Genomic DNA, 14,409 nt, shown 5'->3' with positions numbered 1-14,409 from the left:
CTTGTTTATGAAAAATAAAAACATCAAAGGCTTTGCAATGAAGCTTTTGTGTGTGCGCATTTTGATGTGGGGGATCCTTTCATTGGAACGGATCTGGGGTCGGTTATTACCATTTTTCCTTGTTCTTAGTCTGTTTTGTTCGTTTAGCTGGTTGGGACTTTTTGGCGTTTTGGGCTATTGGTTCCATTGGCTTTTACTTGGGGCTATGCTTGTTTGTGCTGGGGTAAGTTTATTTTTTCTTATTGGTTTTCGGTTTCCCACAATGCGGGAAGTGGATCACCGTCTTGAACGTGTCAATGGCCTTAAACACCAGCCTTTGAATATTCAGACAGATCGTTTATGTTCTGAAAATGATGAAGATTTTAGTGTTGTTATTTGGCGTGAACATCAACGCCGAATGGCAAAGCAATTATACCATTTAAAAACTGGATTTATCTCTCTTAATAGTGCGGATTATGATCCTTTAGCTTTGAGGGCTTTGTGTGCTCTTCTTTTTGTGTGCGCTTTTAGTTTTTCTTTTGGTTCACAAGGGGGGCGTTTGGCTGATGCCTTTGATTTTCGTCCTGTCGTTGATGAAAAACTCATGCGGATTGATGCTTGGGTAACACCACCTGCTTATACCGGTGTGGCACCGATTTATTTGACAAAAGATGAGAAAACACAACTAGAAATCCCTGAAGGGAGTAATGTTGTTGTGCGTGTTGTCAATGGGGCTGGCATTACAGTAAAAGCAAAGTCTGTAGAAGATGGGAGGGAAATTTCGTTTTCAGAGAAAACGGAGCAAACAGCTTTTAATGATCCAATTGTTCATTTTGAAACACATTTAAAGCATTCAATAAATTTATTTGTATCATCACGTCGTAAAAAACAGCAATGGCATTTGCAGATAATTAAGGACACGCTTCCAACAATTCATTGGTTGGAAAAACCAGGGAGGATTTTAACGGGATCATTGGAGTTACGATATGTGGTGGATGATGATTATGGTGTGACAAAGGCTTTTGTTGAAATAGAGCCTTTTCTTCCTCAGAATAAAAGTGCTTCTTCTCTTTATAATGCTCCGGAAATAGAACTTCTTCTTCCGCGTGGTGGAAAGGGGAAAATGCGAATGGTGCAGGATATATCAGCGCATCCATGGGCGGGTTCGCAAGTCAAAATTACTTTGGTGGCAGAAGATGGTGCGGGGCAGAAAGGACGTAGCAAAACTTTTGTTATGATATTACCACAGCGTGTTTTTTCGAATCCTGTTGCACGCGCAGTGGTTGAACTGCGTCGTTTATTAGCTCTTAATCCTTTAGCGCGAGAGCGGGTACTTGATATGCTTTCTGCTTTGCTTGTGCGTCCAGAAAAGGGGTTGCAAAATGCATCGCATTTTATTGTTCTACAAAGTGCGTGGACAAGACTTTCTTTAGCACAAACAGACGAGGATTTGCGCAATGTGGTGGATTATTTATGGCAAATTGCTTTGGGTATTGAAGGCAATCAACTTGAATCCGTGCAAAAAAAGTTAAAACAAGCACAAGCTGCTTTACGTGATGCATTGCGTTACGGTGCTTCAGCGGCAGAAATTGAACGGCTTATGGCAGATTTACGTCAAGCTATGGATGCGTATATTCGTGCTTTGGCTGAAAAAGCACCGGATAGTCAAGTTTCTAAAAATTCTAAAAGCTCAAAAAGTCCTAATCTTTCTGAAGCTACATTACAAGAAAAGCTAAATTTAATTGAGGAAATGGCTAAAACAGGCTCTTCTTTAGCAGCTGAACAACTCTTGGCGGAAGTTGAACAGACGCTTGATCATTTGCATGTGCAAAAAGGTAATCAAAATGAGGGAGAAAAAAGCCAATCTGCACAAATGAAAGAAAAGATGGACCAGCTTGGAGATTTAATGCGTCGTCAGCAAGAAATTCTCAATGAAACACATCAGTTAGAGATGGAACAAAAACGCGGAGAAAATGTACCGGAAACACAAAAAAAATCTTTAAAAAAACGTCAAGCTGAATTGCAATCTGAATTATCAACATTAGAAAAAGAATTATCAGAACAAGGATTTGAAACAGGGGGCGCCTTGAAAAGGGCAGAAGAAAAAATGAATTCTGCGGAAAATGCTCTTGATAATGGAAATCATCAGGTATCTATACAAAATCAGTCTGATGCTTTGGAATCTTTGAGGCAAGGTGCACAAAATGTTTTGAAAAAAATGCGCGAAACACTTAAAGAAACGGGAGATGATCAAAATGCTGATTCTGGTCCTAAAGATCCGTTAGGACGTCCACTTTCTTCAAAAACAGATGAAGAACAAGAAGGCGAGGCACTCCCACAAGAAAGTGATCAAATGCGTACGCGGCAGATTTTGGATGAAATTCGCAAACGTCTTGGTAAAGAGCATCTTTCAGAAGAAGAAAAAAACTATCTTGAAAGATTGCTTCATTTTAATTAATCAGTGTTGGCTTTTTTCTTAATTGATGTCAAAAACAGTGTATGAAGAACCTCTATGGAGTTCAGCTTCAAAGAAAATAATTAAAGCACTTGTAACGCGATAATCATTCTATTGTACTGCTTTTTTAATCATTTAAGTTTAAAATATGCAATATTGAAGTGTTCGCTATTGCGGAGAAAGAGCAGAAGTCCATATAAGTTGGATATATGAAAATCTGTAATGTTTGAAATTTGTTTCTACATGGTATGTTGAGTTGGATATCGTTACGCTGAAAGATTTTTATGCTTCTGCACTTGGGCTGCGTGTGCAAAAGACGCTGTGTGACCAATTAAATTTATGGTGGCCTGATCTTACGGATAAACGGATTATGGGGTTGGGTTATGCGATTCCTTATCTTTCTGTATTGCGTGAACGTGCCCAACAATGTTTTGCTTTTATGCCTGCTGCTCAGGGTGTTTCGCCTTGGCCTTGTGCTGAGAAAGTTGCTACAGCGCTTGTTTTTGAAGAAGATTTGCCGCTTCCTGATGCGTCAGTTGATTGTATTTTATTGGTCCATGCATTAGAATATACAGAAAATTCATTTGAAACGTTGAATGAAATATGGCGTGTTTTAGCACCCAATGGTCATTTGATCGTTATTGTTCCTAATCGCTCTGGCTTTTGGGCGCGCAATACGACTACGCCCTTTGGTTATGGCGAACCTTATAGTCAACAACAGCTTATTCGTTTGTTCGAAAAAACAAATTTTATTTCTGGACCAATACAAGAAATTGTACACTATATGCCCTCTACGGGGTATTTTTCGCGGTTGTTCTCATTTTTTTACGAGCCATTTGCTCGCTATCTTTTGCCTTATTTTGGTGGACTCTTAATGTGTCAGGCACAAAAACGTGTTTATCAGGGTCTGCTCGTACAGCGTCGTCAGTCGCGACGTATTTTTATTCCTGCTTTATCACCACAGACAAGAAATATTTTAAATTATAAAGATAATTAATCATTTTGTCATTGTCATAAGAACCGCAAGTATAAAAGGATTCTCTTATTTCAATTTTTTGCATTTACAATTAAAAAATATTCTTTTGTACATTAATATGTGGAATTGGTATGTGAATAAAAATCTCAAGTATCTATATATCGAACCATATTTCATGAATAGCGGAAACATTTTAAAAGAAAAAATGCTGGTATCTTCGTAAGCATAAAAATAGCAGAGTCCAAAGGATCTTGCATAATATGGTTTATGGTGGTTAAAAACTGTACAAGGAAGGATTAAAATGCTTTTTATGAACCATCTCAAGTATCAAGGGCTCCTCTGCAACATCGAGATCTAACATAAGTGTGTGATGGTGCTGGCTTGTTCTTTTATAAGCGTAAAGATGGTGGTGCTCAGTGGCTTTATCGTTAGGATAAACATTTAGCGTTATATCATGAATTATATAATCTCTTAAGAGGAGATAAAGTCATAAAGAATGGAGGAAAACTATAAAGATAAAAAACATCTCTCAAGTTAGGTTAGTGAATGTGAGATAAAGCAATGCGTGGAGCTGTTTTTCTGAAAAAAATAATTATAAATAACACTCATCTAAAGATGATAGTTATGATCAAGAATGTTGCTAAAAGATATCACGATTATTTATATGCGAAACATATTAAAAACTTTAGAAAGAACAAAAGCATGTGAAACAGAAGTTACAAAGTATATCGTGAGAGTTGAAAGCATTTTTGTTTCTGGTTCTCATGTTGGAATATTTCGTTTTTTATTCGTAATGTTATATATTTTGTCATAAGAGTAAGTTCTAAGTAATAGCATTCGAATTATATGCGAAGTTTTTTTCATCTCGTTTCTGTTTTCATTTAGGATATTAAAATTATTTTTGAAACAGTAAATCTCGAATTAAAGATTTAAACGGTAACCATTTTGATCTGTTATGAGAATTTGTGCATTGGAGGGATCGTTTTCGATTTTTTGTCGCAAACGATAGATATGGGTTTCTAAAGTATGGGTGATAATATTTTCATTATATCCCCAAACTTGTTCTAACAATGTTTCACGGCTGACAATTTTATCATTGGCATAATAGAGACATTTAAGGATCGCTGCTTCTTTTTCTGTGAGACAGATTTTATTGTTGCATTGATCAAGAAGAAGTTTTTGTCTTAGTTTAAAAGTATAGGGACCAATATGAAAGGTTGCGTCTTCATTTTGTTCATATTGGCGCAACTGTGCTCGAATTCTCGCCAATAACACTGCAAAGCGAAAGGGTTTTGTTACATAATCATTGGCGCCTGTTTCAAGATCTAAAATATTATCACAGTCTGTATCATAATTTGTTATCATGATAATGGGAGCACGAAATCCTTGGGTGCGTAATTGTTTAACGGCTTTGTAGCCATCAAGATCAGGAAGTTGAAATCCCAAAATAGTGAGATCAATATTTTCTTTTTGGATTATTCTCATTCCCGCTTCTGCTGTTTTTGCTTGGGAAATTTTAAATTCTTGATGCATTTGCAATTGTTCTACTAAAATGGGGCGTAGATCATCGCCTTCAACGATTAAAAGAGTGTATTGGTTCATGTTTTTCCTTATAGGCATGTTGATGCACTGATTGATATAGTTTCATGAAAAATGAGATTTCATGCAAGAAAAATTAAAAGAGGAAAATTAAAAAAAAGTCTTTGAAAAAATAAACTTTTATAATTTCTATGGTTGTTTGCCGAAAAGAAGGTGTTTCCGTCTGCAGAGTATTTTACGTATTGGTTGGAAGCATTTTTTATGCTTTAGAATGTGTTTTAGCCATTGAGTGTCATCATTTTTACGCTTATGGAGAAACAAGCTAGCACTATCATTCACTTTGCCAGCTCGTGGGTGTTGCGGACAGTTCTTGGCACTTGAGACGATTCATAAGAGGAATTTTTAGTGCTTTCTTTCACGTTTTTTATCTATATGGGACTTTCTCCGCTTAGAATATGCAAGCAAATAGCTTTTGATTGATTCAATATAAACAGGTTGGGAATGAGAGAATCCAGCGGCATGAGAGGCTCTCATCCAACATGCGAACAATGAACACTCAATATGATGCGTTTTTTAAGCGTGAAGAGAACTGTGCAACACCTAGCAGATATGCACCGTTTAGGAGAATTTCACGGTCATTTTTATTGTTTTTTTATCCACGTTTAGTTTTGTTTTTTCGTAGAGTTTGTGTGCGAAGAGGTCTGTGTGATGCTCGTGGGTGTTGCTTATTATAATCGTTGAGTAAGTCTTGCCTTTAGAAATGCCTAAAAAATACCTAATGAAGGGGGGAAGTTTTGGGGCATTTTATATTGAGAAGAGTGCAGAATGAAAAATGATAAGGAAGAGTATCCTATTTATGTATTTAGCGTGAAAACACATCAATAGAGAGGGATGCCTTGTGCGATATGAAGTGCTTTTTCATATGAGTCTAACGGTAAATTCATCGAACACTCCCATCTTTACGCTTATGAACAAGTAAGCCGGATCACACACTTTGCCAGCTCGTGGGTATTTCGAGACAGCCCTTAGCACTTAAGACGGTTCATAAGAGCCATTTTCACTCTTTTCTTTAACAATTTTTATTCACACACTCATCCCGCTTTTTATGTGCAAGAAAGTGGTTTTAATTGATTCAACATGGGACAAATTTGAAATGGGAGAATCTTACGATATTCGGGACTCTTATTCAACATGCAAAACAGTAATTTATCATTATAAATCAATGGATTATTAATGAATAAAATTTATTGCTTTAAGATAAAAGCATTTCCTTCTTAAGGTTGCCCATCAAACAGACTTCTGTCCATTCCTCTTCTGTCACGGGTTGTACTGATAAGCGGCTGGCCTTGACCAACACCATATTTGCTAGTTTAGGATTGGCTTTGATTTGTTTTAATGAAACAGGTGTTGGCATGTCACAAAGTGCTCGGATATCTACACATTCCCAGCGTGGATCAGAACTTGTAGAATCAGGGTGTGCTTCAGCACATATTTCTACAATTCCTACAATTTCTAAACCTTTATTTGAGTGATAAAAAAAACCTTTATCACCATATTTCATAGTGCGCATATTGTTACGTGCTTGATAATTGCGTACACCATCCCATTGTTCGCCATTAACTCCTTTTTTCTTTTGCATCTTCCATGACCATTTATGGGGTTCAGATTTAAAAAGCCAATAAGCCATGAGTTCTCCTTTTTCATAGACTGTTATGCATTTTTATAAGTATCTTTGTAATACCATCAACGATGATTTTTAAAATGGGGTAAATAACGGCTATTATCTATTTTTCTTGTTTCAAAATAATGTGTAGTAGAGAGACGCGCTCCATTGATATTTCATGTTGTATAAAAGTATTTTGCTCTTTGTTTCTCTTTTCAACTATGGTCTGAAATGCGGTCACTATAAGAGTTTGTTGGAAAAAATTAAGAAAATTGGTTCTAAAAAGCTTTAAGATTACAATGACAATGAAACGAATAAATGGTCAAAGATGATGAGGTCAACGAATGGCATTCATATCTATGCTTTGTGGGAGAGAGTAGATCTTATTATGCTGTAAAATACCGTCATTTGAAGTGTAATGATATAAGGCAGTTTTTTGAAACATGAAGTTTTTAAGAATGTGTGGTGAATATTTAGGTTTATGTGTCGATCTTTGGGTTAAGTGAATTGTGTGAGTGGGAAGCAGGTGGAATCTGCTCGATAGAGAATTCGGACTATCTATAGACCGGATTGAGTAGAAATCTTCGTTCTTTAAGATGTGTGTAGGACGTCAATTTTATTATGCTTTTGTTCCACGGCGTCCCATCCCGATCAAGGGCGGAGCTTTTTCATCTAAGGGCCAGCGTGAGCGGGGTGCAATGTCAAGAGAGCTTGTTTCTCCTCGTGCGAGTTTTTGTGCACCGGCAAAAGCAATCATTGCAGCATTATCGGTACACAAGGAAAGAGGAGGGGCTATAAATTCAAAACCATGTTGATGGGCAAGTTCTTGCAACGTAGAGCGAATGGCTTGGTTTGCGGCAACGCCGCCCGCAACAACTAAAGCAGGAGAACGCTTTTCTTGATTATCAGAGAGAGGATATTGGTGGGTAAAGTGTTGTAAAGCTAGGTGAACACGATCACGTACCGTATCAGTCACAGCGGCTTGAAAACTTGCGGCAATGTCAGCAATATCATTTTCTGTAAGGGGAGCTATGGCTGTTGCGGCTTGTCGAACAGCAGTTTTGAGTCCTGAAAAAGAAAAGTCTAATCGTTTTTCACCTTTTAAAGGTCGTGGAAGAGGGATGCGATTTTTATCACCAAATAAAGCTGCTTTTTCAAGTGCTGGTCCACCAGGATAAGGAAGACCTAAAAGTTTTGCTGTTTTATCAAAGGCTTCTCCTAACGCATCATCAATAGTGGTTCCTAAACGCTGGTAGTTGCCTACTCCATGAACAATGATTGTTTGTGTATGACCGCCTGAAACTAAAAGTAATAAATAAGGGAAGCTGACGTTGTGCGTTAACACAGCTGTTAAAGCATGTCCCTCTAAGTGATTTACCGCAATAAATGGTTTGCCAGTGGCAAGAGAGAGTGCTTTTGCGCTCATAACGCCTACCAACAATCCTCCTATCAAACCAGGACCACTGGTGGCTGCAATGCCATCAATATCTTTTAATTTTGTGTTTGCTTCTGTTAGTGCTTGCAGAATTAAATGATCAAGAACTTCAACATGGGCACGAGCAGCAATTTCAGGAACAACACCGCCGTAAGGTGCATGGTGATCAATTTGACTCCAAACAACATTGGAAAGAATTCGGCTGTTTGATTCATTGTTATATTCAATGACAGCCGCTGCCGTTTCATCACAACTTGTTTCTATTCCCAGCAGACGCATTTTAAACAAAACCTTATATTGAAGCTTCTTTCTTGCGTGCGTACCATGAACAGAAAAAGATGCAAAGTATTTCTCTTAGAATTGATTTTTCTATGAAAAATATGTGTTTTGGCATTTTCTTTAAATTTTATGATATCGTTGATTAAAAAATAAAGCTGTATTTTCGAGTATAAAATGCAAATATTTTTTTAAAACTTGTCTATTAAAGTCTATAATTGTAAATATTATTGAGAAAAATGAGATTTGGAAAATTTCTGTAAATTTATACTCTTTCGAAGATATTTGAGAAAAGCTTCATTTTTAAAACTTTTTTCATTTTATTATTTTATTTTTGAAAAAAGTGTGCACAAAAAGTGATAAAGATGGTCGATTCTTCAAAACCAAAAGTTAAATCACATTATACTGGTACGCGCCGTAAGAAACCAGTTATTGAACATGAAGCTATTTCCCATGATTCAGAGGAAAAAATCCACAATTCTGTAGAATCTCCTGCACGAGAAAAACAGAATATGCAAGGTCAGGATAAAAGTATCTCTAGTACAATTTGGCTTTTCTTATCCCTTTCTGGGATTTTGGGGGGATTCATTGCTTTGGGAATTTTTATGGGGCTTCAATGGGCTGGTTTTTTTCCTTCTCCTTTTGTGGCAAATTCTGCTGGGGAGGAAAAAGCCTTGCAGATTGCTGAAGCCGCAAAAAGTCAAGGTGAAGACACAAAGGAACAATTGAGCCGGGTCTTTCAAGAAATCGATGCGTTAAAAACAGAGTTTTCTTCTTTTTCATCACAACAGTTTAAAACAACGAAAAATGATGAACTATCGAAAGAAGAAAGCAAAAAAGCTTTTACGATTTTAGAGGAAAAAGTAAAAACTCTTGAAGAAACTGTACAAACTTTTGTTAGAGAGTCGAAAGAGATAGAGACGGCTTTGTCTGTTGGGCAGAGCAATGCAAATGATCTTGCTGCGTTAAAACAACAGTTAGAAGCACTACAGGAAGAAACTGCTGTTAAAAATAGTGAGAAAAAAGAAATAGATACCGCGCTCTTTACTGCAATTAGTTCATTAAAAAATGCTGTAGAGCGTGGTGGATCTTATAATAATGAATTAAAGCTGTTGCGGCAATTATCGCCTTCGATTAATGGACTTGATGTGTTGCAAAAAACAGCTACTGTGGGTCTTCCAAGTTCAGCACAACTTTCAGTTGATTTTGCTCATGTTGCTGATGCAATTGTTGGCACGCAAAATCTTGTTGCGTCAGATGCTGGTTTTTTTGACCGAATTTTAGCGTGGATAAAAGGGCTCATTGTTTCGCGACCGATTGGAAATGTTGAAGGGACAACGCTGGGGGCTATTGCGGCACGCATGGAAGTTGCCATTCAAGCTGGTGATTACGAAAAGGCTTTGAGTGAATGGCAATCATTGCCCCAAAGTGCAAAAGATGTTTCAATGGATTTTGTTAAGCAGCTTGAAAGACATATTGCTATTCAACAGTTGTTGCAGCAATTGTTATTGTCTGTGCAACAAGGATCTTTTAAAGCAACAAAGATGTAAATAGGCCCAAGATGATACGTGTTTTTATTTATATTTTTGTTGTTTGTATCCTCGGTTTAGCTTTCACGTGGGTTGCTAATCACAATGGTATTTTTGTTCTCACATTTTTGCATTTCAGATTTTCTGCTTCATTTCTTACAGCGTTAAGTGTGCTTATTTTGTTTTTTGTAACGCTGGTGCTTTTATGGTGGTTATTGTCTTTCTTTTTTTCCATACCGAATGCTCTTTCCAATTATTTTTATAAACGCCATCAAAAGCGTGGTTACGAAGCTCTTTCAAAGGGGATTCTTGCAACTTTTGCTGGTGATAGTATGGTTGCGCAAAAAATGGAAACACGGGTTGCTAAATATCTTGCAGGAAAACAAGAGCCATTGGTAAAACTCTTACAAGCGCAAACCTTGTCTTTACAAAATGATTCTGTTCGCGCCATCGGTCTTTATGAAGAGATGAGAAAGGAAGATCCGACAAAACTGGTTGGACTTTATGGTTTGTTTCGTGAAGCGATGAAGAGTAAAGCTTATGAGGCAGCGCAACAATATGCCGAAGAGGCACTGACTTTATCGCCAGCACTTTTATGGGCGCATCAGGCGGTGCTCGATCGGTTAAGTACTGAGGGTAAATGGGATAAGGCACTTACTATTTTTGAAAGAACGCAAAAAGCTCTCCCGCGTTCTATTCGCGCGACTCCAGAGCGGCAGCATATACAGGTTTTACTACTAAGTGGGCAGGCACTTTCTTTGTTTGATACACATCCTGTACAAGCACGTGAAGCTATTTTGAAAGCCCATAAATTAGCGCCTGATTTTGTTCCAATAATAGTTATTGCTGCTGATATTCTTTATAAATTAAACGAAACGCGTAAAGCGGATAAAATGATTATAGCGGCTTGGCAAAAGGAGCCTCATCCTGACTTGGGAGTGCTTTATCTTGAAAGAGAAGAAGGAGCCATTGGGCGATTGAAAAGGGCTAAGACACTTGCTTCTTATAATAAAGATGCATTTGAGTCGGCTTTCCTTATTGCTAAAGCAGCTTTGGATGCTGGTGAAACAGCATTAGCAAGAGAGAAGGCACAAAAAGCATTACAATGTCATCCACGGGAAAGTGTTTATTTATTGTTGGCAGATATTGAAGAGGCACAGGGAAACAGTCAAGGTGCTGTGCGTCAATGGCTTTCTTTAGCACTTCGTGCTGAACGTGATCCAGTGTGGATGTGTGATGGGGCCATTTTTTCTTCTTGGTCAGCGGTTTCTCCAATCAGTGGACGTTTGGGCTGTTTTGAATGGAAGGCGCCTCCTTGTATGCCTTCTCTCACATTAGAGGCGGACAATATTGTGTCGAAAAGGCAAGACAAAGAGTATGTTATGGGAAAAAGTGATGATGTTGGAGATAAGAAGCTTGAAAAATTAACACCTATAGATGATTCTCTTTTGCATAATGCGCAGGTGGAGAAACAAGATATAAAAGAAAAAGATGTAAAAATGTTCAGTCAAACTCACTTAAATGTTGATGATCCAGGGGTTAAAACAGAAGAAGAAACATCTTTATCGAGGAAAAAATTTCGTTTATTTTAAATTGCATCAATATGGTAGTATGAGCGTTTTTTCAGAAGAAAAAATTAATATAGAAGAAAAAAAATTATCTTTAATCTTGTCCAATAAAATTATTCTCTTATGCTTAAAAAATGAAATTTTGCTTGGTAGCAGAGGTGATTGGTTAAAAAATGTTTTTAAATCAGAGATGTCTTGATAAAAAACAAAAAAATAACAAACCAAGGATTGCTGTCGTTATTCATCGGCGCTCTACCTATACTGGTCGTTTGGGAAAATTTTTACAACAAAATGGTTTTGTTCTTGATATTTATCGTCCTATTTTTGGACAAAAACTCCCTGATACATTAGAGCATTATGCCGGCGTTGTTATTTTAGGGGGACCGATGAGTGTGAATGACAGCGAAGCCTATATTGGTGAGGAAATTGATTGGATTTCGTTATCACTAAAGGAAAATAAGCCTTTTTTGGGTATTTGTCTTGGAGCACAAATGTTAGCGCGAAATCTAGGGGGGCGCGTTGGTACAAGAAGTGATGGGACTGTTGAAGTCGGCTGGTATCCACTAGAAGCAACCCCACAAGGGAAGGAATTGATGGATTGGCCAGAGATGGTCTACCATTTCCATGATGAAGGTATTTATGATTTACCGAAAGAGGCAATGCTTTTGGCAACAGGGAATACATATCCTACACAAGCTTTTCGTTATGGAAACAATGCATGGGGCTTGCAGTTTCATGCTGAATTTACACGCGCTATGATGCGGCGTTTGGTCGTGCGTTCGGCACATAAATTGACTGAAAAAGGTGCTCAACCTGCTTGTGCACATTTGAAAGGTCGTTTAATCTATGATCGAGCTTTGAGTCAATGGTTTGAAAGCGCATTACACCAGATTTTTTGTACACCGCCCGTACTTGTGTGATTATTAATAACGCATTGATTTATATAGGTAATTCACGGTTTTGTATATTGAATGAGAACCCCGAATATAGTAAGGTTTTTTCATTCCAAACCTGTGTATATTGACTCAATAAAAACCTCTTGTTTGCATGTCACAAGTAGGGCTGGCGTGTGGGCAAAAACTGTATAAGAAAAGACTAAAAATGCTTCTTATGAACTGTCTTAAGTGCCAAGAGCTGTCGCAACATTTGGGGGCTAGCCAAATATAATGATGGTGCTGGCTTTGGGGCCTCCATAAGCGTAAAGATGGGGGGCTCAATGGCTTTATCGTTAAGAAACACTATTCATTATCATTTTTGTTGTGCTGTAAAAGAGTATGGTTTAAGGCAGAGGTAGAAAATCTATGTAAAACTTTACACATGAGGTATTTTTTGTTAAAGGGTATAATCGTTCTTCTTAAGAAAACCTTGTTGAGTTTATGAGATACAGTACTTTAGAATGATGTATGGGGGCTTCTTGAAGTGATCAGTAGATAAAGTCCGGTCGATTAAGAAGTTGGGTTGTGTATAAACTGACCGGGGTTAGAAATCTTTGTCCTTTTTAGGGTGGGAGAAAGTTAAGAGATAAAGAAAGTTTTAATGTTGTCCAAATCCTCTCAATTACCATTAAGACGAAAAAGTTTTTCTTTAAGCTATTTAATTTTTGGGCTTTTTTGTTTGGCTCTGATATTTATTTATAGCGCACTCTGGTTTTTTTTTCACGTAAAATAGAAGACCATGTTTCTGATATATTTGTAAAAGTATCTTCCCATAATATGGCGGCGGTATGCGAGAATGTACGCAGGGATGGTTATCCTTTACGTGTCGGTGTTGTTTGTGACAAGTTTCAATTTTCTTGGCCTTTACATGGGGTTTCTTTATCGACGGGGCGTTTGACGGCTGGTGCACCAATTTATTCACCTTATTTGGTCGAGTTTAATGTTCGTTCTCCTGCATTAATTGTTTTTTCCGGAAAAACTCCTATAGTATCGCATTGGCGCAATTTGGTGATTGAAACAGAGCCTTATTGGAAAACGGGTAAAACATTGAAGTTTATAGCTGAAGGGCTTGAGATTTCATCTTTTTCCTCTTTCTCTGAAGATCAAAAGCTTCAAGAAGCATTAAGAGCACAAACGATAGATAAAAAAACGACACAAGAAAATATTGAAGATCCGGCATCTTTGCAAAATACGCATGACGTAATTATTCAGCCATTAGAGCCACAAGATATGCCTCAAAAAATAACGGCAGAATTTTTGCGTTTTGATCTAAAACATGAAAAGAATGATTTATCGGGACATATAACTTTTGACGGTTTTGATGCTTCTCCCTTTTTAAAATCTTCTTTTGTTGATATTCCTAAAATTGATGGTAATTTGAAATGGATTTTAAATGACATTTCTTTTCTGTCTGAAGATGAAGAAAAAAATTGGCAACAGCGACTGTATGGAAAAAGTGGACTTTTAAAGCAAGGTGAATTGACTTTTCATACAGGTGGTGCAGTGCGTATTAGTGGACCTTTTTCTTTTGATGATGAAGGATATTTGACAGCAAAATTTGAACTTGTCCTTATTCAGTCCATGAAGCTTCTTGACACTCTGCAGCGCTTATTTCCCGCGCAAGCCAATAATCTTCAAGCGTTATTTTTTATTTTAGGTGCTTTGCCTAAAAATGCGGACGGCGCTCCCGTTCTTTCATTGCTCATTAACAATGGGTGGATAAAACTGGGATTTTTAAAACTTGGTCGTCTTGCTCCACTTTAGGTGTTGTACCAAAGCCTTTTTTCATCTTTACTATCAAATTTCGACTTTTTCTGATTTTCACACTTTTTTGCAATTTTAGAGTGTCAAAATATATTTTAACAAAATGCGTATTTAATGGTAAAAAAAAATAGCTATAAAAATAAAAAATTATCACCTACTCCTAACTCGTCCAACCTCTTTTCACTTAGTACAAAATCTTATGTCAAACTACATATAGCAACAGTGTTTGTATGGAAAAAGTGGTATTTTAAAGTATGCTGAATTGCCTTTTTATACAGGTGGTGTGGTTC

General features: G+C 37.3%; 9 protein-coding genes. 6 read left to right on the top strand and 3 right to left on the bottom strand.

Annotation, left to right across the window (positions count from 1 at the left end):
- Nucleotides 1-7: 7 nt before the first annotated feature.
- On the top strand, nucleotides 8-2,437 hold the full coding sequence (locus ACFILZ_RS00220; RefSeq protein ID WP_375609954.1) for a TIGR02302 family protein: 2,430 nt from the start codon (nucleotides 8-10) through the stop codon (nucleotides 2,435-2,437).
- A 223-nt stretch (nucleotides 2,438-2,660) separates the two neighbouring features.
- On the top strand, nucleotides 2,661-3,431 hold the full coding sequence (locus ACFILZ_RS00215) for a class I SAM-dependent methyltransferase (protein ID WP_375606043.1): 771 nt from the start codon (nucleotides 2,661-2,663) through the stop codon (nucleotides 3,429-3,431).
- 900 nt (nucleotides 3,432-4,331) lie between these two features.
- On the opposite strand, the gene ACFILZ_RS00210 is transcribed toward ACFILZ_RS00215, so the two are convergent.
- From ACFILZ_RS00210 to tsaD, 3 genes are all read right to left on the bottom strand, one after another.
- Entirely contained in the window at nucleotides 4,332-5,012 is a 681-nt protein-coding gene (locus ACFILZ_RS00210) for a response regulator transcription factor (protein ID WP_375606042.1), read from the bottom strand.
- Nucleotides 5,013-6,201: 1,189 nt separating this feature from the next.
- Nucleotides 6,202-6,636: an EVE domain-containing protein gene (locus tag ACFILZ_RS00205; protein WP_375609953.1), complete on the bottom strand. Its 435-nt coding sequence runs from the start codon at nucleotides 6,634-6,636 to the stop codon at nucleotides 6,202-6,204.
- Between the two features lie 595 nt (nucleotides 6,637-7,231).
- The gene (gene tsaD, locus ACFILZ_RS00200) at nucleotides 7,232-8,326 is read right to left on the bottom strand and encodes a tRNA (adenosine(37)-N6)-threonylcarbamoyltransferase complex transferase subunit TsaD (protein ID WP_375609952.1); all 1,095 of its coding nucleotides are present in this window, start codon (nucleotides 8,324-8,326) and stop codon (nucleotides 7,232-7,234) included.
- A 362-nt stretch (nucleotides 8,327-8,688) separates the two neighbouring features.
- Between tsaD and ACFILZ_RS00195 the strand changes: the two genes are divergently transcribed.
- The 4 genes from ACFILZ_RS00195 (at nucleotide 8,689) to ACFILZ_RS00180 (ending at nucleotide 14,119) form a co-directional block, all read left to right on the top strand.
- Nucleotides 8,689-9,873 carry a hypothetical protein gene (locus ACFILZ_RS00195; protein WP_375609951.1) on the top strand — a complete coding sequence of 395 codons (1,185 nt, stop codon included), beginning with the start codon at nucleotides 8,689-8,691 and terminating at the stop codon, nucleotides 9,871-9,873.
- 11 nt (nucleotides 9,874-9,884) lie between these two features.
- The gene (locus tag ACFILZ_RS00190) at nucleotides 9,885-11,444 is read left to right on the top strand and encodes a heme biosynthesis protein HemY (RefSeq protein WP_375609950.1); all 1,560 of its coding nucleotides are present in this window, start codon (nucleotides 9,885-9,887) and stop codon (nucleotides 11,442-11,444) included.
- 149 nt (nucleotides 11,445-11,593) lie between these two features.
- Entirely contained in the window at nucleotides 11,594-12,340 is a 747-nt protein-coding gene (locus ACFILZ_RS00185; protein WP_375609949.1) for a glutamine amidotransferase, read from the top strand.
- Nucleotides 12,341-13,132: 792 nt separating this feature from the next.
- Nucleotides 13,133-14,119 (top strand): DUF2125 domain-containing protein, encoded by a 987-nt coding sequence (locus ACFILZ_RS00180; RefSeq protein WP_375609948.1) that lies wholly within the window; start codon nucleotides 13,133-13,135, stop codon nucleotides 14,117-14,119.
- The last annotated feature ends 290 nt before the right edge of the window (nucleotides 14,120-14,409 follow it).

Origin of the sequence: Bartonella sp. AP40SXNS (assembly GCF_042195825.1) — a bacterium.
In the GTDB taxonomy this organism is placed as follows: Bacteria; Pseudomonadota; Alphaproteobacteria; order Rhizobiales; family Rhizobiaceae; genus Bartonella.
Note: the sequence above shows the minus strand (reverse complement) of the source record. Positions and strands in the feature narration are given on the sequence as shown.